The 19,334-nt window shown below is 65.3% G+C and carries 22 protein-coding genes; 14 read left to right on the top strand and 8 right to left on the bottom strand.

What is annotated here, in order from left to right:
* Positions 1 to 43: 43 nt before the first annotated feature.
* Positions 44 to 403, bottom strand: coding sequence for a DUF190 domain-containing protein (locus tag LJ656_RS33835; protein ID WP_230513785.1), 360 nt, complete (start codon positions 401 to 403; stop codon positions 44 to 46).
* 155 nt (positions 404 to 558) lie between these two features.
* Complete coding sequence (locus tag LJ656_RS33830; RefSeq protein WP_230513784.1) at positions 559 to 1,341, bottom strand: ABC transporter substrate-binding protein; 783 nt, start codon at positions 1,339 to 1,341, stop codon at positions 559 to 561.
* 607 nt (positions 1,342 to 1,948) lie between these two features.
* Here LJ656_RS33830 and LJ656_RS33825 point away from each other — a divergent pair.
* Genes LJ656_RS33825 through LJ656_RS33795 form a run of 7 tightly spaced genes read left to right on the top strand, consistent with a single transcriptional unit; the run spans position 1,949 to position 7,493 of the window.
* Positions 1,949 to 2,452, top strand: a complete 504-nt coding sequence (locus tag LJ656_RS33825) for a Na+/H+ antiporter subunit E (protein ID WP_230513783.1) — start codon at positions 1,949 to 1,951, stop codon at positions 2,450 to 2,452.
* Positions 2,445 to 2,705 (top strand): MrpF/PhaF family protein, encoded by a 261-nt coding sequence (locus LJ656_RS33820; RefSeq protein WP_230513782.1) that lies wholly within the window; start codon positions 2,445 to 2,447, stop codon positions 2,703 to 2,705. The genes LJ656_RS33825 and LJ656_RS33820 overlap by 8 nt, the downstream gene beginning before the upstream one ends.
* A 3-nt stretch (positions 2,706 to 2,708) precedes the next feature.
* Positions 2,709 to 2,951 (top strand): hydrogenase subunit MbhD domain-containing protein, encoded by a 243-nt coding sequence (locus LJ656_RS33815; protein WP_075305019.1) that lies wholly within the window; start codon positions 2,709 to 2,711, stop codon positions 2,949 to 2,951.
* Between the two features lie 3 nt (positions 2,952 to 2,954).
* On the top strand, positions 2,955 to 3,299 hold the full coding sequence (mnhG, locus tag LJ656_RS33810) for a monovalent cation/H(+) antiporter subunit G (protein WP_230513129.1): 345 nt from the start codon (positions 2,955 to 2,957) through the stop codon (positions 3,297 to 3,299).
* Positions 3,296 to 4,012, top strand: coding sequence for a Na(+)/H(+) antiporter subunit B (locus LJ656_RS33805; protein WP_230513781.1), 717 nt, complete (start codon positions 3,296 to 3,298; stop codon positions 4,010 to 4,012). Before mnhG ends, LJ656_RS33805 begins: the two co-directional genes overlap by 4 nt.
* A gap of 17 nt (positions 4,013 to 4,029) precedes the next feature.
* Positions 4,030 to 4,404, top strand: a complete 375-nt coding sequence (locus LJ656_RS33800) for a sodium:proton antiporter (RefSeq protein ID WP_230513780.1) — start codon at positions 4,030 to 4,032, stop codon at positions 4,402 to 4,404.
* Complete coding sequence (locus tag LJ656_RS33795; protein ID WP_230513779.1) at positions 4,398 to 7,493, top strand: complex I subunit 5 family protein; 3,096 nt, start codon at positions 4,398 to 4,400, stop codon at positions 7,491 to 7,493. The genes LJ656_RS33800 and LJ656_RS33795 overlap by 7 nt, the downstream gene beginning before the upstream one ends.
* Here LJ656_RS33795 and LJ656_RS33790 read toward each other — a convergent pair.
* Complete coding sequence (locus tag LJ656_RS33790) at positions 7,451 to 8,131, bottom strand: Vgb family protein (RefSeq protein ID WP_230513778.1); 681 nt, start codon at positions 8,129 to 8,131, stop codon at positions 7,451 to 7,453. The genes LJ656_RS33795 and LJ656_RS33790 overlap by 43 nt on opposite strands.
* 14 nt (positions 8,132 to 8,145) lie before the next feature.
* The gene (locus LJ656_RS33785; RefSeq protein WP_230513791.1) at positions 8,146 to 9,390 is read right to left on the bottom strand and encodes a helix-turn-helix domain-containing protein; all 1,245 of its coding nucleotides are present in this window, start codon (positions 9,388 to 9,390) and stop codon (positions 8,146 to 8,148) included.
* Positions 9,391 to 9,558: 168 nt separating this feature from the next.
* Here LJ656_RS33785 and LJ656_RS33780 point away from each other — a divergent pair, with 168 nt between their 5' ends.
* From LJ656_RS33780 to LJ656_RS33770, 3 genes are all read left to right on the top strand, one after another.
* Positions 9,559 to 10,320: a DUF899 domain-containing protein gene (locus LJ656_RS33780; RefSeq protein WP_230513777.1), complete on the top strand. Its 762-nt coding sequence runs from the start codon at positions 9,559 to 9,561 to the stop codon at positions 10,318 to 10,320.
* A complete protein-coding gene (locus LJ656_RS33775; RefSeq protein ID WP_230513776.1) occupies positions 10,320 to 11,117 on the top strand; it encodes a DUF2182 domain-containing protein in 798 nt (265 codons plus the stop codon). Before LJ656_RS33780 ends, LJ656_RS33775 begins: the two co-directional genes overlap by 1 nt.
* A gap of 207 nt (positions 11,118 to 11,324) precedes the next feature.
* A complete protein-coding gene (locus LJ656_RS33770; protein WP_075305028.1) occupies positions 11,325 to 11,591 on the top strand; it encodes a DUF4148 domain-containing protein in 267 nt (88 codons plus the stop codon).
* Positions 11,592 to 11,777: 186 nt separating this feature from the next.
* On the opposite strand, the gene LJ656_RS33765 is transcribed toward LJ656_RS33770, so the two are convergent.
* From LJ656_RS33765 to LJ656_RS33755, 3 genes are read right to left on the bottom strand one after another with little or no spacing between them, the layout of a single operon-like run.
* A complete protein-coding gene (locus tag LJ656_RS33765; RefSeq protein WP_230513775.1) occupies positions 11,778 to 12,365 on the bottom strand; it encodes a flavin reductase family protein in 588 nt (195 codons plus the stop codon).
* 2 nt (positions 12,366 to 12,367) lie between these two features.
* Complete coding sequence (locus tag LJ656_RS33760; protein WP_230513774.1) at positions 12,368 to 13,072, bottom strand: GntR family transcriptional regulator; 705 nt, start codon at positions 13,070 to 13,072, stop codon at positions 12,368 to 12,370.
* On the bottom strand, positions 13,069 to 13,986 hold the full coding sequence (locus tag LJ656_RS33755; protein ID WP_230513773.1) for a polysaccharide deacetylase family protein: 918 nt from the start codon (positions 13,984 to 13,986) through the stop codon (positions 13,069 to 13,071). The genes LJ656_RS33760 and LJ656_RS33755 overlap by 4 nt, the downstream gene beginning before the upstream one ends.
* 257 nt (positions 13,987 to 14,243) lie before the next feature.
* Here LJ656_RS33755 and LJ656_RS33750 point away from each other — a divergent pair, with 257 nt between their 5' ends.
* From LJ656_RS33750 to LJ656_RS33735, 4 genes are all read left to right on the top strand, one after another.
* The gene (locus LJ656_RS33750; protein ID WP_230513772.1) at positions 14,244 to 15,299 is read left to right on the top strand and encodes an ABC transporter ATP-binding protein; all 1,056 of its coding nucleotides are present in this window, start codon (positions 14,244 to 14,246) and stop codon (positions 15,297 to 15,299) included.
* 38 nt (positions 15,300 to 15,337) lie between these two features.
* Positions 15,338 to 16,648 carry an ABC transporter substrate-binding protein gene (locus LJ656_RS33745; RefSeq protein ID WP_230513771.1) on the top strand — a complete coding sequence of 437 codons (1,311 nt, stop codon included), beginning with the start codon at positions 15,338 to 15,340 and terminating at the stop codon, positions 16,646 to 16,648.
* A gap of 81 nt (positions 16,649 to 16,729) precedes the next feature.
* Complete coding sequence (locus LJ656_RS33740; RefSeq protein WP_230513770.1) at positions 16,730 to 17,644, top strand: ABC transporter permease; 915 nt, start codon at positions 16,730 to 16,732, stop codon at positions 17,642 to 17,644.
* A 1-nt stretch (position 17,645) separates the two neighbouring features.
* Positions 17,646 to 18,542: an ABC transporter permease gene (locus tag LJ656_RS33735; protein ID WP_230513769.1), complete on the top strand. Its 897-nt coding sequence runs from the start codon at positions 17,646 to 17,648 to the stop codon at positions 18,540 to 18,542.
* Between the two features lies 1 nt (position 18,543).
* Here LJ656_RS33735 and LJ656_RS33730 read toward each other — a convergent pair whose 3' ends face one another.
* A complete protein-coding gene (locus LJ656_RS33730) occupies positions 18,544 to 19,266 on the bottom strand; it encodes a TetR/AcrR family transcriptional regulator (RefSeq protein ID WP_230513768.1) in 723 nt (240 codons plus the stop codon).
* Positions 19,267 to 19,334 lie beyond the last annotated feature (68 nt).

Raw genomic sequence — 19,334 nt, 5'->3', positions numbered from 1 at the left:
GGGTTGCGCGTTGATGACGCGCTGGTCACCCGCTCGTCACCCGCTAGTCGCGCGCAATGTTGACGCTGTCCGCGTCGTCGCGCGGCTCGTCTTCGCCGACGACCCCGAACTCGGCCGCCGTCTTCACGTAGAACAGCTGCAGCCGCTCGGCTCGCAGCCGTTCGAACAGGCGGCGCGCTTCGTCGTTGGTCACCACCATTACGACCGACAGCGGCTGATCCGCGAGTTCGAAGAAGTGCGCGGAATGAATCCGGTGATGACGGCCGACGCCCTCGCACGCTGGAATCACGGTCGCGCCGCTCAGATCGAGTTCGCTCGCCAGACGCACGAGCCAGTCCGCGAGCGGCTTGCCGTGATGGCTGCGCGCCTGTTGGGTAAAAAAGGTGATCTGATAGCCGTGCATGTCGGTGCCTCCTCGCTGCGGGCCGCGCCGGCGGGCGCAGCACGGCTGCGGCTGCGGCTTCGAACGGGTATCAGTCAAGTGTAGATGTCGGCCCGCGCGAGCGCCAGGCCGGGGCCGGGTGCGGCCGATTGCGGCCGGTCGTGGCCGAACCGCCGTTACTGCCCGTATACGTCGAAGTCGAAATATTTCTTCGCGATGCGCTCGTAGGTGCCGTCCGCACGCATATCGGCGATGGCCTTGTCGATTTTCGCTTGCAGCTCGGTATCTTCCTTGCGCAGACCGATCGCGGTCCCGCTGCCGAGCGTTTTCGCGTCGTACAGCGGCTGGCCGGCAAACGCGAAATCCTTGCCGCGCGCGGTGCGCAGGAAACCGATCTCGGCCTGCACCGCGTTCTGCAACGATGCATCGATGCGCCCGGCCAGCAGATCCGAATAGACCAGATCCTGGTCCTGATACGGCACGATCACCGCACCGGCCGGCTCCCAGTAGGTCTTCGCATAGGTTTCCTGAATCGAGCCCTGCTCGACGCCGATCCGCTTGCCCTTCAGCGCCGCGGGCGTCGGCTCGATCGCCGCGCCCTGCTTCGCCACCAGCCGGGTCGGAATCCGGAACACCTTCGACGAGAACGCGATCTGCGTCTGACGCGCGGGCGTCATCGACATCGTCGACAGCACGCCGTCGAATTTGCGCCCTTTCAGCGCGGGAATCATGCCGTCGAACGAATTTTCGACCCACACGCATTTCGCGTTCAGGCGCCGGCAAATCTCATTGCCGAGATCGATGTCGAAGCCGACCAGTTTGCCGTCGGCGGCTTTCGATTCGAACGGCGGATAGCTCGCGTCGACGCCGAACTTCACGGTCGACCATTCCTTGGCGATTGCGCTGCCGGACGCGGCGGCGAGCAGCGCAATCGTCAGGGTTGCAAGCATGGCTTTCATGGATACTCCTTTACTCTTCTGATGAATGATCCGGGTCGCGCGCTCCGCGCGCGAAACCCGACATTCGACCGTGTTCCGTGCGTCCGCACAAATTCATTAAAAAAATCAATTCATGCGTCGTGCACATAGGAGCGGGACGCGCGTTCGTCGCGGCAGTCATTCAGGTCGCTGCGAGCCGTCGGCGCTCACTTGTCGAAAGTGGAAAGTGGCTTTTCGCTGTGCCGGCAAATCGCCAGAATAAATCGAGGTAAACAGGGCGCTTTTTTTGACTTCATTTAATCGCGATTTACAGTGCCATTGCCAATGAGAACCTAACTCCATTCGACGCGCCGCATTAGCAGGCGAGCTGCCATTCGAACACGACACATCCGCGCCTGGCACCAAGCAAACCATCGCTCAGCGCCCCTCCCGGCCCGTCGTCTCGAACCACGCGCGGGGTGTTTTAATTCCCACGATTTTCTCTTTATTCAGGCAGCGTGTTTACATCTTCCGCGTAATCCGTGATAAACAGCGTCCCGCCGGTTGATTTGCCATAAGTTGTCACTTAGAATTTTCCGCACGGCCTCTTTCCGGAAAAGATGACATGGCTTCAAACCACGGAAAACCAGTGTCATCTTTGCTCCCCCCGGGACTCTTCGGCCTTTGGGTCGTACTGTACGTGATCTGGCTGATCGCCAATGCGTCGCTCGCGATCGAACCCGCGCTGGTCGGCCTCGTGATCACCTTCGTCATAGCCCACGCGTTCGCATCATCCAGCGAAGCCTGGCAGCGCCTGCGTTTAACGCCCCGCGCGCTTTATCATTTCGTCGCCTATAGCGGCGCGTTCGTCGTCGAACTCGTGCGCGCCAATCTGAACATGATGGCGTACGTGTACTCGCCGCACCTCAACATCAAGCCGGGCATCGTCAAGGTGCGCACCCGCCTGCAAACGCCGCTCGGGCGCCTCGCGCTCACCAATTCGATCGCGCTCACGCCCGGTTCGCTGGTGATGGACATTCGCGACGACGTGCTGTTCATCCACTGGCTCGACGTCAAAACCACCGATATCGACGCCGCCACCGAAGCGCTCGTCGCCCCGTTCGAAAAGCATCTGGAGAAAGTCTTTGGCTGAGATCATGCTCCGGATCGCCGCCGCGCTAATCTTCCTCGCGATTCTGTTCGGCGTGATCCGGCTCGTGCTCGGCAAGACCGTCGTCGACCGCATCGTCGCGATCGACATGCTGACGGTCATCTCGCTGTCCCTGATCGCGCTGTACGCGCAGATCTCCGGCCGTTTCGTCTATATCGACGTCGCGCTGGTGTACGGACTGCTTAGCTTTCTCGCGGTGCTGGCGGTCGCGCGCTTTCTCGAACGGGGGCTGTGAGCGATGCTCGAACTGCTCCTGCTGCTGATGTGCGCGAGCATCCTCGTGAGCGGCATTCTCGCGATATTCCTGAAAAATCTGCTGGCCGCGATGGTCAGCTCGGGACTCGCGAGCCTGTTCGCCGCGGTCGCGTTCCTGCTGCTGGCCGCGCCCGACGTCGCGATGGCGGAGGCCGCGATCGGCTCGGGACTGGCGACCTTCATCTTTCTGTACGCAATCCGCAAAACCGGTTACCAGAAGGGCTAGCGCATGCTCGAACTGATCGGCAGCAGCTTCATTCTGGTGGGCGCGGTCTTTCTGTTCTCCGCCGGCCTCGGCCTGCTGCGCATGCCGGACGCGTACACCCGCATCCAGGCCGGCACCAAGGCGTCGACGCTCGGCAACATGCTGGTGCTGATCGGCCTCGCGTTCTATCACCCGAGCTGGACCTTCCGGCTGATCCTGCTGATCTATTTCGTGCTGGTGACCAATCCGGTGTCCTCGCATGCGTTGTCGCGCGCGGCGTGGCTGATTCGTACGCCGATGAGCGCGTCCACCGTGGTCGACGCGCTCGCCGACGAACAGGAGCGCGACGCTCGGGAGAGCCAATCATGATGCGTCGCGCGGCCGCTCTATTGACGGTGCTGCTGTTCGCGGTGGTGTTCTGGCGGCTGGTCGGCGGCTATGCCGAACTGCAGGCGCTGCGGCCGCTCGCCGAGTACTACGTGCTCCGGGGGCCGCTCGATCTCGGCGCGCCGAACATCGTGACCGCGATCCTGATCACCTATCGCGGCTTCGACACGCTCGGCGAAGTGGCGGTGCTGTTCATGGTCGCGGCGAGCGTCGGCGTGCTGCTGAAAGAGGAAAGCAGCGCGAGCGCCGCCGCCCCGCTGGACGACCCAACGCCCACGCCCACGCCCGCGCGCCGCCCGGCCGGCGAAATCGTCCATACCGGCAAGCAGGTGCTGCTGCCGATGATCTTCACATTCGGCGCCTATGTGATCGTCAACGGCCATCTGTCCGCGGGCGGCGGCTTCCAGGGCGGCGCGATCGTCGCGTCGGCGGTGATGCTGATGCTGCTCGCGCGGCCCCGCTCGACGCTGAACGTCGCGCTGCTGAGCGTGGTCGAGTCGCTCGCCGGCGTGCTCTATGTGTGTATCGGCATTCTCGGGTTGGTGCTGGCGGGCGGTTTTCTCGACGCGCGCTTTTTGCCGCGCGGCGAGTTGGGCGCGTTCTTCAGCGCCGGCGCGATTCCGCTGATTTCCGCGCTGCTCGGGATCAAGGTCGGCGCGGAACTGAGCGTCATCATCGACCGGTTCAGAAGCTGACAACAGGAGAACCGCCCATGAGCACCGGCCTGCCGGTTTCGACGATCCTGCTGATCACCGGCTTCTGTCTGTCGCTGATCGGCCTGTGGGGGATGCTGACCCACCGCAATATTCTGCGCATCATCATCGGCTTCGCGGTGTTCGACACCGGGCTGCACATCGTGATGGTCGCGACGGGCTACATCACCGGCGGCACCGCGCCGATCATCGACGCCGCGCTCGGCAAAAGCGCCGCCCTTCATCGCGCGATCGACCCGATCCCGTCGGCTCTGGTGGTCACCGCGATCGTGATCGGGCTGTCGGTCACCGCGATCATGCTGTCGTTCGCGATCCGCCTGTACGCCGCCAAAAAGACCCTCTCCATCGACGCCTTCACCGAGTCGAAATGGTAGCCGCGCTCTTTCATCCGCTGCATATCTTCATTCTCGGGCTCGGCGGCGGCTTCGTCATTCCGCTGCTGTACCGGCTCGGCAAGCCGTGGCTCACACTCGGTTTTTTCGTCGCGCTCGCCGGCATCGTGCTGGTCAGCGGCGTGTCGTTCTATGGACTGATCGCCGGCGGCGACACGATCGAAGTGCTGACCGCCGGCGCGCTGCCGCCGGTCTCGATCAATCTGCGCTTCGGTCCGTGGGAAGCGTTCTTCACGTTCAGCGTCAACGTGGTTGCGCTGCTCGGCGCGCTGCATCTGTGGGACCGGCTGCGCGGCAATTACGCGGCGCTGCTGCTGTATCTGATCCTCGTGATGGGCATCGACGGGATGGTGATGACCCGCGACCTGTTCAACCTGTTCGTGTTTCTCGAGATCGTCTCGATCGCCACGTATGGGCTGTTCGGGCTCGAGCGCAAGCCCGCCGCGCTCGCGGCCGGGTTCAAGTACATCATCGCGACCGTGATCGCATCGACGTTCTTCCTGCTCGGCGCGGTGCTGCTGTATTACGTGAGCGGCACGCTGAACATCGACCAGTTGCTGTCGATGCGCGGCGAGCTGGGCGGCCCGATCGGCACCACCGCGGTGCTGCTGGTGTTCGCGAGTCTCGTGATCGAGCTGAAGCCGTTTCCGGCCAACGGCTGGGGCCTCGACGTCTACGAGACGATGCCGAGCGGCGTCGCCGCGATGGTGTCGGTCGGCGTGTCGGCGGGGGTGTTTTTCGCGCTGCTGAAGCTGCTGCCGCTATTCGACGGCCAGCTGACGCTGCTGGCCGTATCGGGCGGCGCGACCTTCCTGTTCTCGAACCTGCTCGCGTTGAAACAATCGAAGCCGCAGCGCGTGCTCGGCTATTCGTCGATCGGGCAGATGGCGCTGCTGATGCTCGCGCTCGCGCTGCTGCGCCAGATCGGCGCGGAAGTGGCGATTCCGCTGGTGGTCGGTGGCCTGTTCATCAACCATCTGTTCGCGAAGGCGGGGCTCTTCTGGCTGGCCGGCGTGGTGCAGCGCTACCACCGCGATCCGCGCGCGGTGCTGGCGCGCAACCCGCTGCTGATCGGCCTGCTCGGGCTCTTCATGGTCGCGATCGCGGGGCTGCCGCCGTTCCCCGGCTTCTGGGCCAAGTGGGAACTGGTGATGCGCCTGACCGCCGCCGGCAAACCGTACTGGATCGTGCTGATCCTGACCGGCTCGCTGCTCGAAGCGGGCTACATGTTCCGCTGGTTCGTGCGCGCGCTGCGGCCGTCCAGCCGCGAAGCGCACGCGCGCCCCGACGTCTTCGCGCTGCTGCCGCTGCTCGGCGTCGCGCTGCTGCTGATCGCGGCCGGCTATCTGGCAGCACTGATCTCGGGCGTAGCGTCGCTGTGGATCTTCTCGCCGCTTCTCGCCGGCGCGCTGTTCTACGCGGCCGACCGGCTGCCCGGGCGGGCCAAGGGCGTGCTCGCACTGCTCGCGATCGCGCTGATCGGCGCGCTGCTCGCCGCCGGCACGAGCGGCATCGCCGGACTGTTCGCGTGGCTGCTGCTGGCCGGCAGCCTCGTGATCACCGCGGCGAGCCTGTATCGCGACGACCCGCGCGAAGGCTTCTATCCGATGCTGGTCGTGCTGGCGCTGTCGATTCCGGCGCTGCTGCGCTCAACGACGACGCTCGAATTCTTCTATAGCTGGGAAATCATCACTCTGTCGTCGTGCTTCCTGATCGCCAAATGCCGGCGCGCGGGACCGCACGTGCTGACCTTCCTGCTGTTCTCGCTGCTGTCCGCGTTCTTCCTGCTGGCGGGCTTCGCGAGCGTCGCCGCGATCGACGGCAGCATCCAGCTCGCCGCGCTGATTCACGCGGGACCGGAGGCGAACCGCGCATTCGTGCTGCTGGCGGCCGGCTTCCTGATCAAGGCCGGCGCGATCGGCGTGCACGTGTGGCTGCCGGGCGCGTATACCGAGGCCGAAGACGACGTGACCGCGATGCTGTCGTCGGTGGTCAGCAAGGTCGCGGTGTTCGGCCTGCTGGTCGGCACCTATCTGACGATCCGCTCGGAAGTCGGCCTCGAACTCGCGCACGCGATGACATGGATAGGGATGCTGACGACCCTCGCCGGCGCGCTGATGGCATTGCGGCAGAACGACTTCAAACGGCTGCTGGCGCTCTCCAGCATGAGCCAGATCGGCTACATCGTGACCGCGATCGGCCTGATGAGCCATCTCGGCTGGGTCACCGCGCTGTATCTGGTCGCCAATCACATGCTGGTGAAGGGCATTCTGTTTCTCGCGCTGGCCGGCGTGATTCTGCGCACCGGCACGCGCAACTTCGCCGATGTCGGCGGCCTCGCGCGCGAGATGCCGTTCACGTTCGCGATGGTCGTGATCGCGCTGGTGTCGATGTCCGGTCTGCCGCCGCTGATGGGCTTCGGCGGCAAGTGGCTGCTGCTCAGCGCGATGACCGACAAGGGCTGGTACGGCGTCGCGATCTGCGGGCTGATCGCGACCTGCGCGGGTTTTCTGTACATGACGCGCTTCGTCAACGGGATTTTTTTGCAGCCGTGGCCGCCGCAGCGCGAGCCGGTGCGCGAAGCGCCGCTGGCGCTGCTGGTGCCGCAGTTCCTGCTGGTGCTCGGCATCCTGATTCTGTCGTTCTTCCCGAAGCTGCTGATCGAGCCGGTCTCGGCCGCGATCGATCCGCAGTTCGCCAAAACGCTGGTGTGGGGTGGGATGTCGCTCGAAAGCATCTACGGCTTCTGGAATCCGACGCCGGTCGTGATCGTCGTGCTGATCGTCGCGGCGCTCGTGTTCGGGCTCGGCGTGTGGTACTACCGCAGCCGGCGCGGCAACGCGGCCGACGCGCCCGATTTCTATCACTTCTATCGGCCGATGCTGAGCCGCACGGTGCCGCCGTTCGCGCAGATGTTCTGGCGCGGCGCGTCGCATTTCGCGCTGCTTGCCGCCGCGCGGATCCGGCGGGTTTATAGCGGCAATGGGCAGACGTATGCGCTGTATGTGCTGCTTTATTTTCTGGCGATTTATTTTTTGAGCACGGGGCTCGGGACGGTTTCGACCGGGTAAGGGTCCCGCGCGGGCCGCTGCACCGCCCGCACGAGGCCGCTGCCGCCGCCTCCGCAGAAGAACAGCTGCGCGCCGTCCGATTCGAGTCCCGAGATGCCCGTCCCCGCCGGCATGGCGACGCTTTCCAGCACTTCGCCGCTGCGCGGATCGATGTGCCGCAGCTCGCTCTCATCGCCTTCCCAGGTGCCGTGCCACAGCTCGCCATCGACCCACGTGATGCCGGTCACGAAGCGATCCGATTCGATCGTGCGCAGCACCGCGCCGGTTTCGGGATCGAGTTGATAGATTTTCCGTTCGGGGTACTGACCAACCCACAGCGAGCCTTCCGCCCACGTGAGCCCCGAGTCGCCGCCGTTGCCCGGCGCGGGAATCGTCGCGAGTACCTGGCCGGTGAGCGGATCGAGTTTCTGGATGCGGCCGTGCGCGATCTGGTACAGATGCTGGCCGTCGAACGCGGTGCCCGCGTCGGCCTCGACCGGCAGGGAGCGCAGCGTGGCGCCGCTCGCCGGATCGATCGCGTCGAGCCGTTCGCCGGTCGCGATCCACACCTGGCGGCCGTCGTAGGTGACGCCGTGCACTTTGTCGACGCCCGCAAAGGGCCCATATTCGCGGACGATTCTGGCGGCTGATCGGTTCATGGTGGTCATCCTAATCACGAAGGAAACGGAGCGGGGAGTAACAAAGCCGTCGCGAATCCGGCGGCGGGCGGCGTCATCCAGCGGCGCGCGCGGCCGTCGCCGACCGGCTGCACCTTGCCGGCGGCCGCCAGCGAATCGAGCGCGCGCTGCACGGTGCGCTGGCTCGCGCCGAGCACCAGCGCGAGCGCCGAACTGGACCACGCTTCACCATCGGACAGAAACGCGAGCACGGCCGCGTGTTCGCCGTCGGCCGGCGGCGCAAGCACCACGACGTCGCTCGCGTGACGCGGCTTCAATGCGAAACCGCGCGAGCTCGCATCGATGCCGGCGAGCGTGCCGAGCGCCGCGCGCAGCCGGCCGATCTCGACGCGCAAACGCGCGCGATGCGTTTCGTCCGCGCGCTTCGCGCGAAACGCATGCGCGATCAGTGTGTCGCGCGGGACGTCGGCGGGCCATGCTTCGCCGAGCAGGCGGGCCAGCGTAAATAGCACCGGGCGGCTGGCGAGTGCGACCGTTGCGTTCGCATCGCTGATTGCGTAGCGGCAGGCGTCGATGATCAGCGGGCGGCGGGTGGATTGGGCGCGATGCGGGGGTTCGGCGAACAGCTTTTCGACCTCATCGAGCAGCACGAGCCTTTGTTCGCCACCGGCGATCACGCGCGCCGCGGGCTTGTGCAGTACCCGCGCCGCGCTTTCGACTTCCGCGCTCAACGCCGGAATGCCCGCCTCGCGCGCCGCGCGTTCGGCCCGCGCGAGCGCCGCGCGCGCGGCCTGGCTGCGCAGCCGCCGCAGCGCGACTCCCGCGACCACCAGCTCGTGCGCGGCGCGCAACGCGGGCGGCAACAGCCGCGCGTCGAAAACCGCGAGCCGCCGCTCCGCTTCGTCGAGACGACCGGTCAGCAACAGACGACGGGCCGTCAGATAGCGCGCATGCGCGGCATTCACGCGATCGCCGTGCGCGTAGAGGGTCGCGATGGCGCTATCGAGCGCCTTGGCTGGCCAGCCGAGATCGCGCGACGCGAACGCAATCTCCGCTTCGGCGACCACGCACCTTGCGCGCGCGACCGCCTCCTTCGCGCCGAAGCCGCGCGCGGCTTCGCGCAGCAACGCCTTCGCGCGCCCGAACTCGCCGAGCTGCGCCATCGCGATGCCGCGCAGCGCGAGCGCCGGCGCATCGTCGCGCAACGCGACGCGGTCGAGCGCGCCGAGCGGATCGCCGGCCGCGAGCGCGCGCGCCGCCGCGCCGATCAACGCGTCCACGGCTTGCGCGCGCATGCGCCGCGCGTCACTGCATCAAGCGAATCACGCCACACTTGTCACTCCCGCCGGGTCGATGGCCGGTACTAATCTAGCACGACCATCAACCGTCACCGAGGCCGTTGCGGCAAGGGCTCGCGCGGCACGGTACGACTCACGGAGGAACGCGAAATGACCACCCATACGACCGCAACACGCGAGCAGTGGCTGAGCGCGCGGCGCGCGCTGCTCGAAGCCGAAAAAGCCCACACGCGACGCGGCGACGAACTCGCGCAACAACGCCAGGCGCTGCCCTGGGTGCGGGTCGACAAGAACTATCGCTTCGACACGGAACGAGGCACCGCGTCGCTTGCCGATCTGTTCCAGGGACGCTCGCAGCTACTCGTCTATCACTTCATGTTCGGGCCGGACTACAAGGCGGGCTGCCCGTCGTGCTCGTCGATCGCGGACGGCTTCGACGGCTTCGCGGTCCATCTCGCGCATCACGACGTGATGCTGATGGCGGTATCGCGCGCGCCGCTCGCGAAGCTCCAGGAGTACCAGCGACGGATGGGCTGGACGTTCCCGTGGGCATCGTCGGCGGACGGCGATTTCAACTTCGACTTCAACGTTTCGTTCACCGAAGCGCAGCAGCGCGACCACGAGATCGACTACAACTACGCGCGCAACGGCCACGCGATGGACGCGACGCCGACTCCGGAGCCGGTCGCGCAATTCGCGGCGACCTGCGGCACCGACGCGGCCACCTACTCGCGCGATCGCCCGGGCATGAGCGCGTTCGTGCTCGAGGACGGCGTGGTTTATCACACGTACTCGACCTACGCGCGCGGGGTCGATGGGCTGTGGGGCATGTACCAGTGGCTCGATCGCGCGCCGAAGGGGCGCAACGAGACTGGGAGCTGGTGGCGCCGTCACGACGAGTACGCGCGGTGATGGACCGGACGCTCCCGCGCCGCGCGGCGCGTGCCGACCTGCCGTTCGTCGCGCTCTGCGCGCTGCTGTTCGCCGCGAGCGTCGCGGCGACGCTCGCGCAGCACGCGTCGATGGCGACGATGGGGGAACTGCCGCTGCCCGGCGGCGGTTCGCTGTCGATGCTGTGGATGCCGACCTGCGGCCGAACGTGGGCACGCGCGGCGGCGTCGTTCGTCGGCATGTGGATCGTGATGATGGCGGCGATGATGCTGCCGTCGCTCGGCGCGATGCTGCTGCGTTATCGCGCGACCGTCGGCGCGCGAGTGCAAGCGGGGCGACTGGCCGGCTTGACGCTGCTGGTCGCCGGCGGTTACGCGCTGGTCTGGAGCGCGCTCGGACTCGCGGTGTTCATGGTCGGCGCCGCGTTCGCGATGCTCGAACTGCGTTGGCCGCTGCTCGCGCACGGGATGCCGTCGATCACTGGCGTCGTCGTGCTGCTGGCCGGCGCCGTGCAGTGCAGCGCGTGGAAGGCGCGCCATCTGGCTTGCTGTCGCGCGACACCAAGCTTCGCCGCCGGTCCGGCCGGCGCCTTCCGGTACGGGGTGCGGACCGGCATCCATTGCTGCTGCTCATGCGCCGGCGTGACGGCGTTGCTGGTGGTCGTCGGCGTCTCGGATCTGCGCCTGATGGCGGCGCTGACAGCCGCGATCACTGCGGAGCGCCTGCTTCCCGACGGGATTCGCGTCGCGCGGACGAGCGGCATGCTGGCCGTCGGCGGCGGCTTGCTGCTGATCGCGCAGGCTGCAGCGGTCGGCTGAAACGACCGCCTGAGGCGCTTCACCAATACCCAATCGCTGCGCAATCCGACGCGCTGCGCCCGACCCATCTCGAAATTGTTTTAGTTTCAGAAACAGTGAGTTCGGAAATTAGGTATTTACCCTAGTTCCGGTGCGCCCTAGACTCTCATCACTGCTGCAAACAAGTGAGTTTCGCAGCCAAACAAGATAAATCTGGAGGTAATAGTCATGAAATCGCTCGTTCAAGCCGTCGTTATCGCTGCTACCCTGGTCGCCCCGGTTGCTGTTTTCGCGCAATCGAACCAGCCGAAGACCCGCGCGGAAGTTCGCGAAGAACTGATCCAGATCGAAAAGGCCGGCTACAACCCGGCACGTTCGAACCCGAATGAATATCCGGCGAACATCCAGGCTGCCGAAGCTCGCGTCGCTGCGCAAAACAGCGCGGTTGGCGGTGTGACCAGCGGTTCGTCGCAGCAAGGCAAGGCAGCGCAGTAAGCCGAGTCGCTAGCTGAAAATTTGTTGTAGCTGTACCTGCCGGAGCGCAACGCCATAGTGCTCCCGCAGCTTCCCCCACTGGCCTGCCATCGCGGTTCAATGCGATGGCGGGCCAGTTCCGTTTTGGGGCCTCGGTAGAGCGGGAGTGCTGGATATCGGCATCGCGGCGTGGAATAGCCAGCATTCTCACAACTCGAAGCGCTCGCGCGTCGTGATGTAGTCGCTGGCGCCGAAGCGGCCCACCGGGAAGTAGTGCTGCAGACGCACGCGCCATGTGTCGAGATCGATCAGCTCGTCGCGCGCGTGCAGCGTCAGCACCTTGCCGATGAAGACGTGCCGGCTCGCCGTTTCCAGCGTCTCCCACAACGCGCATTCGAACGCGACCGGCGCCTCGGCGATACGCGGCGGCTTCACGCGCGACGAGGCCAGCGCGCTGAAGCCGACTTTGTCGAGTTCGGAAACGTCGGCGGGAAAGCGTTCGCCGCAGCGATGCATCTTCCGCGCGATCGGCTCGTCGGCGAGGTGAACGACGAACTCGTGCTCGCGCGCGATGTTGACCGCGGTGTCCTTGAGCGTGCCGTCGGTCAGCCGGTTGATGCTGATCATCACGATCGGCGGCTCTTCTCCCAGCATGTTGAACATCGAGAACGGCGCGGCATTGACGGTGCCGTCGGCACCGAGCGTCGTCACCAGCGCGATCGGGCGCGGCACGATCAGGCTCGCCATCAGCTTGTAGCGCTGGTATTCGGTGATCGCTTCGAAGTCGATTTCCATCTTCACTCCACCATGGTTCGTTGCTCGGAATCGATTCCGAGCAGTTGCGCGAGCCCTTTCGCGGCCGGCATCCGCGACGTCTCGATGCGCGCCTCCAGTTCGCGCAGATGCGCATTCATGCACGCGCACGCACGCTCGGCGTCACGCGCCTCCAGCGAATCGAGAATGCCGCGATGTTCGTCGTGCTCGCACGGCGCATGGCCGACCGGCTCATACGCGCCGACGATCAGCGAGCAACGCGAGATCAGTTCGGTCAGATAGTGTTCGAGGATCGCGTTGCCCGCCAGCGCCGCGATGCGCAGATGAAACCCGCTCGCAAGCCGCGCCCACGACGGTTGATCGAAGCGGTGCATCGCGTCGTGTTCCTGCGCCAGCTGTTCGCGCAGCGCAGCGAGGTCGGCGCCGCTCGCGCGTTGAATCGCCAGTTCGACCAGCGAGCGCTCGACCGCGCGGCGCGCCTCGAAGATCGAGCGGGTTTCGGCGTGGCTCGGCTGCGCGATCACCGCGCCCTTGTTGGGCCGCAGCGCGACGATGCCGTCGTACGCGAGCTTTTCGAGCGCGCGTCGCACCACCGCGCGGCTCGCCCCGAACAGTGCGCATAGTTCGGGCTCCGGAAGTTTCGTGCCGGGGGTCAGCCGGCGGTTCAGCACGCCTTCGAAAATCGACCGGTAGATGCGCGCATCCGCGCTTTCTCGCTGTTCTTTCATGCGGGATGCGCCGCCAGCGGGATCACCTCGTCGACGTGCCGGGCGATCGCGCCCGGCGTCGTCAGCCAGATGCGCTCGCGCGCCGCCGCGATATGCGCGAGCGCGCGCCGCAGATGCCGCAGCCGATACGGTTGCCCGACTATATAAGGATGCAGCGCGATGCCCATCACCAGCGCCTGCGGCTTGCGCGCGCGTTGCGTCTGTTCGAGCATCTCGTCGAACTGGTCGATGATCATGTCGGCGAAGTCGCGCATGTCGAGTTGCCGGCCGATGATCATCGGCAGATCGTTCAGCTCCTGCGGATAGGGGATCGACCACAGCGCTCCGCCGCGCGTGTCCATCCGCACCGGACGGTCGTCGTGACACCAGTTCAGCGTGTAGCGGTAGCCGGTCTCGGCGAGCAGGTCCGGGGTGCGCGCCGACTCCGAGATCCACGGCGACAGCCACCCCGACGGCGACGCGCCGGACAGCTCGCCGATGCGCGCGCGGCAATGTGCGAGCAGCGCGCGTTCGGCCGCTTCGTCGAGTTCGCTCTGCCGCCGCGCGTTGGTGTGGCCATGCGCGATCAGCTCGTCGCCGCGTGCCGCGCAGGCTTCGACGAGTTCCGGGCAATGATCGTAAAGCGATGTATTGATCAGCGTGCCGGCCGGCAAGCCGAGCGCGTCGAACAGCTCGATGCAGCGCCACGCGCCCACCCGGTTGCCGTATTCGCGCCAGCTGTAGTTGAGCACGTCGGGTTGCGGCGACAGTGGTCCGAGCGACGCGCCGAGCCCCTCGCCGAACGCAAAGTGCTCGAGATTGAAGCCCAGATAAACCGCGAGGCTCGTGCCGTTGGGCCAGCGATATTCATCGCTGTCGTGGATCGGGCGATAAGCGAAGCGCCCATGGGTAGGCAACGGATCGAAGTCGTTCATGTTCGAGTTTGGATGAACCGGTTTGAACAGTCGTGCCCCAACGCGGACGTGATCCGCACCTGAAACGCGCACGGCCTGCGTTCAGACGTGCTGACGATCGGGGCGCAGGATCGTGTGCAATATGTGCGCCAATTCGTCGACACGCGCGGCGGGATTGACGAAAGACCCACGACATCGCGCGGATTCGCGGCAATGGCATATGTCTTGCAATCGCTTGCCCGCTGAACTCCATCCGCGCCAACACAGGACACGCTTTCATGGTTCAGCCGGCATCCACGGTGGTACACGCGAGCCCAGCCGATATCGAGCTCGTGCACGTTTCGAAGCGCTATGGCGACGCGCTCGCCGTCGACGCGATCGACCTGCGTATTCCCAGCGGCGCGTACTGCTGCCTGCTCGGGCCGTCGGGCTGCGGAAAGACCTCGACGCTGCGCATGATCGCGGGTCACGAACGGGTGTCCGAAGGCGATGTGCTGATCGGCGGACGCAACGTCACGAACGAGCAGCCGGTCGCGCGCGGCACCGCGATGGTGTTCCAGAGCTACGCGCTGTTCCCGCATCTGTCCGCGCTCGACAACGTCGCGTTCAGTCTCAAGGTGCGCGGCGTCGCGAAGGACGTGCGCCGCAAGCGCGCGGCCGAACTGCTCGAACTCGTCGCGATGTCGGCCTACGCGCAGCGCAAGCCCGCGCAACTGTCCGGCGGCCAGCAGCAGCGCGTCGCGCTCGCGCGTGCGCTGCTCAACGAACCTCGCTGTCTGCTGCTCGACGAACCGCTGTCCGCGCTCGATCCGTTCCTGCGCGTGCAGATGCGGGTCGAACTGAAGCGCTGGCAGAAACAACTCGGCATCACCTTCGTGCACGTCACGCACTCGCAGGAAGAAGCGATGGCGCTCGCGGATCTGGTGGTGGTGATGAGTCACGGCCGGATCGAACAGAGCGGTACGCCGTTCGACGTGTTCAACCGGCCGCGCACCGAATTCGTCGCGCGCTTTCTCGGCGGCCACAACGTGCTCGGCAACGGCGGCCGGCTCTTCACGGTGCGCGCGGATCGTCTGCGGGTCGCGCCGCCCGGCGTCACGCCGGGCACCAGCGCGGGCGACGGCGGCCTCGCGCGCATCGGCGGCATCGCCTGCACGGTGCGCGAAGCCGAATACCAGGGCACCCATTTGCGCGTGACGCTCGATCCGCTCGACGGTTCGCCCGAACTGATCTCGCTGATCGGCGACGCCGATTACGACCCCCAACGCGCCGGCCCCGGCGCGCGCGTGACGGTGTGGTGGGACGAACAGCACGCGCATCCGCTGGCCGCGTGAGCCGACGCATTCACAACTTCAAATTCGAGGAGAAAGCCATGAACGACGACAACGCCAACGACAATCTCAACCTCAACGCGGCGGCCGATCCCGCATCCGCCAGCAAGGGGCTGTCGCGGCGCAGCTTCATCAAGGGCGCGGTGGCGGCGGCCGGCATCGCCGGGTTCCCGTACGTGCACGCGCAGGAGAAGATCACGTTGCGCTATCTGGGCACCGCGGTGAACCAGAGCGCCGACATCGCGAAGAAGTTCAAGGAAGACACCGGCATCGAGATTCAATACATTCCGGTCACTACCGACGACGTCGCCAAGCGGATCATCACCCAGCCCAATTCGTTCGATATCGTCGATACCGAATACTTCGCGCTGAAGAAGCTGATCCCGGCCGGCACGCTCGCGGGCATGGACACCAAACGCATCAAGCTCGCCGACAAGATCACACCGGTGCTCACGAGGGGCGAGGTCAACGGCAAGAAGATCGGCGACCAGGGCACCGCGCCGAAGAAGGTGATGTTCCTGAAGGGCGCGCGCTCGACCGAATTCAGCGCAACGCCCACCGAATGGATGACGCTGATTCCGACCACCTACAACGCCGATACGCTCGGCATCCGCCCGGATCTGATCGCGCGTCCGGTCACCACCTGGGCCGACCTGCTCGATCCGCAATTCAAGGGCAAGGCGGCACTGCTGAACATTCCGGCGATCGGCATCATGGACGCGGCGATGGCGATCGAAGCGATGGGTCACGTGAAGTACGGCGACAAGGGCAACATGACGAAGGCCGAAATCGATCAGACCATCAAGGTGCTGATCGACGCGAAGCGCGCCGGGCAGTTCCGCGCGTTCTGGCGCGACTTCAACGAAAGCGTGAACCTGATGGCCTCGGGCGAAGTCGTGATCCAGTCGATGTGGTCGCCGGCCGTCACCAAGGTCCGCACGATGGGAATCGCGTGCAAGTTCCAACCGCTCAAGGAGGGCTATCGCTCGTGGGCGTCGGGCTTCGGTTTTCCGCGCTCGTTGCAGGGCAAGAAGCTCGATGCGGCGTACGAATTCGTCAACTGGTTCCAGGACGGCTGGGCCGGCGCGTATCTGATGCGCCAGGGCTACTACCCCGGCGTGACGGACACCGCGCGCTCGCATATGCAGGCTTACGAGTGGGACTACTGGATGGAAGGCAAGCCCGCCGCGCAGAACATCAAGGCGCCCGACGGCCAATTGCTGGAAAAGGCCGGCAGCGTGCGCGACGGCGGCTCGTACAACCAGCGCATGGGCGCGATCGCCTGCTGGAACGCGGTGATGGACGAGAACATCTACATGGTCCAGAAATGGAACGAGTTCATCGCCGCGTAACCCGCGTGTGACGCACACATGAAGCACAAATGAAACACACAGAAGCGCACATGAAGCGCGCCTGAAGGAGCATGCCCGGCAATGGCTTCCGTCGAATATCTGCAGCAGGCGAAGGAAACGCCGGTGCGTCACCGGCGCGTGAGTGCGTGGCTCCAGGCCACGCCGCTCACGCTGACCTTCGTGCTGTTTTTCATCGTGCCGCTCGTGATCACGCTGATCGTGAGCTTCTGGGACTTCAACGAATATCAGATCATCCCGGCTTTCACGCTGAAGAACTACGCGGCGATCTTCGACGGCTGCGGGTCCGTCACCGATGTCTGCGTGACCTTCAAGACCTACTGGTCGACGCTGAAGTTCTGCGCGATCGTCTGGGCGGTGACGCTGCTGCTCGGCTTCACGATCGCGTACTTTCTCGCCTTCCACGTGCGCACGACCGCGATGCAGACGGTGCTGTTCCTCGTCTGCACGATCCCGTTCTGGACCTCGAACGTGATCCGGATGATCTCGTGGATTCCGCTGCTCGGCCGCAACGGGCTCGTCAATCAGGCGCTGCTCGCGACGCATCTGGTCGAGCAGCCGCTCGACTGGCTGCTGTATTCGAACTTCTCGGTGGTGCTCGCGTTCGTGCATCTGTACACGTTCTTTATGATCGTGCCGATTTTCAACGCGATGATGCGTATCGACCGCTCGCTGCTCGAAGCCGCGCGCGACGGCGGCGCGAGCGGCTGGCAAGTGATCCGCGACGTGGTGCTGCCGCTGTCGAAGACCGGCATCGTGATCGGCTCGATCTTCGTCGTCACGATCGTGATGGGCGATTTTCTGACGGTCGGCGTGATGGGCGGCCAGCAGATCGCGTCGGTCGGCAAGATCATCCAGGTGCAGACCGGCTATCTGCAGTTTCCCGCCGCCGCGGCCAACGCGATCATTCTGCTCGCCGTCGTGCTGATGATCGTGTGGGCGCTCACGCGCGTCGTCGATATCAGAAAGGAGTTGTGAGATGGGACGCGCAATCACGCATCGCGAGCATCGGCCGGCAAGCTTCTACTGGCTCGCACTCGTGTTCGGGCTATTCGTGCTGTTTCTCTACGGCCCGGTCATCACGATCTTCGTGCTGTCGTTCCAGGGACCGGAAGGCGGCCTGACGTTTCCGATGCGCGGCGTGTCGCTGCACTGGTTCGCGGCGCTGCGCGACGGCGTCGGCGATATCGACATCTGGGCCGCGTTCGGCCGCTCGGTGAAACTGGCGCTCGCGGTGACCGTGCTGACCGTGCTGTTCTCGGTCGCGGCGGGCCTCGCGTTCCGGCGCCGTTTTCGCGGCGATACCGCGGTGTTCTATGTGTCGGTCGCCAGTCTGATCATGCCGTCGATCATCGTCTCGCTCGGCATCGGCCTGACCTTCCGGCTGCTCGATACGCTCGTCAAATATGTCGCGAACGCATGGGGCTGGCAGTCGTTCGCGGATAACTGGACCACCTCGATGGGTCTGTTTACGTCCGCGCTCGGCGCGCATCTCACGTGGACGCTGCCGTTCGGCCTGCTGGTGATGTTCGCGGTGTTCAACCGCTTCAATCCTGCTTACGAAGAGGCCGCGCGCGATCTCGGCGCGTCGCCGTGGCAGTCGTTCAAGCACGTGGTGCTGCCGATCATCGGGCCTTCGGTGATCGGCGTCGGGATGTTCGGCTTCACGCTGTCGTGGGATGAAATCGCCCGCACGTCGCAAGCGATCGGCGACCAGAACACGCTGCCGCTCGAATTGCAGGGCCTGACGACTTCCGTGACGACGCCGGTGATCTACGCGCTCGGCACGATGACCACGTTGATGTCGCTCGCGGTGATGATCGGCGGACTGCTGATCGTGCGCGCCATCGCGCGCAAGCGTAGCCGCGCGCGCTGAACTAGCCGGGTTCGAGCACGCGCTCGCCTTCCAGATACGCGCGCACCAGCGCGTGCGCCTCGGCCTTATGGTCGGCCTGCCATGACGGCGCGAGCATGTCGGTGTCGAACATCCGCGAAATGGTGTACGCGTTCGACTTGTGGAAATAAGCGAGACTCACGAGCGTCACGTACAGATGCAGCGGATCGATTCCCGCGCGCAGATTGCCAGCCGCCTCGCCGCGCTCGATCAGCGTGCGCAGTTTGTCGAGCACCGGCGAGGACATCGCCTGAATCACCTTCGAGCGTTTCAGATAGCGCGCGCGGTTCAGGTTCTCCCACGAAAGCAGGCACAGCAGCTCCGGATGCGCGGCGAAATGGCCCTCCGTGAAATCGTAGAGTTGCAGGATTCCGTCCGCGGGATGCACGGTCCGCACATCGAGCGCCACCGCGAGTTCCGCTTCGCGCAGCCGCGCGAGCACGTGTTCGAGCACTTCGACGTAGAGCGCTTCCTTGTCGCCGAAGTAGTGATAGATCATCCGGATGTTGACTTTCGCGCGGTTCGCGATGGTCTCGACCCGGGCGCCGCTGAAGCCCTTGTCGGCGAACTCCCGGATCGCGATTCTGAAGATGCGCTCGCGCGTTTTCGCGGCGAGCTGTTGACGGCGCGTGGGCTCGTCCTTTCCTGCTTTTGCGGCTTTTGCGGTTTTTTTTCCGGCGGTTGCGGATACGGCAATACGTGGCATGAGTTCGCTCGAAGCGTTAAACACTGCGCTCGACACGGCGCGACGAAACCCGATGGTACTCCGTCGCG

Origin of the sequence: Paraburkholderia sejongensis, from assembly GCF_020880815.1 — a bacterium.
GTDB lineage: Bacteria > Pseudomonadota > Gammaproteobacteria > Burkholderiales > Burkholderiaceae > Paraburkholderia > Paraburkholderia sejongensis.
The sequence above is the reverse complement of the archived record's forward strand: the minus strand, read 5'-3'. Positions and strand labels throughout refer to the sequence as shown.

What these genes read in the sequence shown, in the direction of transcription:
- LJ656_RS33765 (WP_230513775.1), bottom strand. Translation starts at nt 12,365, where the DNA reads ATGGAAATCGACTTCGAAGCGATCACCGAATACCAGCGCTACAAGCTG.
- LJ656_RS33745 (WP_230513771.1), top strand. Translation starts at nt 15,338, where the DNA reads ATGAACGACGACAACGCCAACGACAATCTCAACCTCAACGCGGCGGCC.
- LJ656_RS33730 (WP_230513768.1), bottom strand. Translation starts at nt 19,266, where the DNA reads ATGCCACGTATTGCCGTATCCGCAACCGCCGGAAAAAAAACCGCAAAA.
- LJ656_RS33755 (WP_230513773.1), bottom strand. Translation starts at nt 13,986, where the DNA reads ATGAACGACTTCGATCCGTTGCCTACCCATGGGCGCTTCGCTTATCGC.
- LJ656_RS33735 (WP_230513769.1), top strand. Translation starts at nt 17,646, where the DNA reads ATGGGACGCGCAATCACGCATCGCGAGCATCGGCCGGCAAGCTTCTAC.
- LJ656_RS33780 (WP_230513777.1), top strand. Translation starts at nt 9,559, where the DNA reads ATGACCACCCATACGACCGCAACACGCGAGCAGTGGCTGAGCGCGCGG.
- mnhG (WP_230513129.1), top strand. Translation starts at nt 2,955, where the DNA reads ATGCTCGAACTGATCGGCAGCAGCTTCATTCTGGTGGGCGCGGTCTTT.
- LJ656_RS33770 (WP_075305028.1), top strand. Translation starts at nt 11,325, where the DNA reads ATGAAATCGCTCGTTCAAGCCGTCGTTATCGCTGCTACCCTGGTCGCC.
- LJ656_RS33740 (WP_230513770.1), top strand. Translation starts at nt 16,730, where the DNA reads ATGGCTTCCGTCGAATATCTGCAGCAGGCGAAGGAAACGCCGGTGCGT.
- LJ656_RS33815 (WP_075305019.1), top strand. Translation starts at nt 2,709, where the DNA reads ATGCTCGAACTGCTCCTGCTGCTGATGTGCGCGAGCATCCTCGTGAGC.
- LJ656_RS33805 (WP_230513781.1), top strand. Translation starts at nt 3,296, where the DNA reads ATGATGCGTCGCGCGGCCGCTCTATTGACGGTGCTGCTGTTCGCGGTG.
- LJ656_RS33750 (WP_230513772.1), top strand. Translation starts at nt 14,244, where the DNA reads ATGGTTCAGCCGGCATCCACGGTGGTACACGCGAGCCCAGCCGATATC.
- LJ656_RS33790 (WP_230513778.1), bottom strand. Translation starts at nt 8,131, where the DNA reads ATGAACCGATCAGCCGCCAGAATCGTCCGCGAATATGGGCCCTTTGCG.
- LJ656_RS33760 (WP_230513774.1), bottom strand. Translation starts at nt 13,072, where the DNA reads ATGAAAGAACAGCGAGAAAGCGCGGATGCGCGCATCTACCGGTCGATT.
- LJ656_RS33795 (WP_230513779.1), top strand. Translation starts at nt 4,398, where the DNA reads ATGGTAGCCGCGCTCTTTCATCCGCTGCATATCTTCATTCTCGGGCTC.
- LJ656_RS33830 (WP_230513784.1), bottom strand. Translation starts at nt 1,341, where the DNA reads ATGAAAGCCATGCTTGCAACCCTGACGATTGCGCTGCTCGCCGCCGCG.
- LJ656_RS33775 (WP_230513776.1), top strand. Translation starts at nt 10,320, where the DNA reads ATGGACCGGACGCTCCCGCGCCGCGCGGCGCGTGCCGACCTGCCGTTC.
- LJ656_RS33800 (WP_230513780.1), top strand. Translation starts at nt 4,030, where the DNA reads ATGAGCACCGGCCTGCCGGTTTCGACGATCCTGCTGATCACCGGCTTC.
- LJ656_RS33835 (WP_230513785.1), bottom strand. Translation starts at nt 403, where the DNA reads ATGCACGGCTATCAGATCACCTTTTTTACCCAACAGGCGCGCAGCCAT.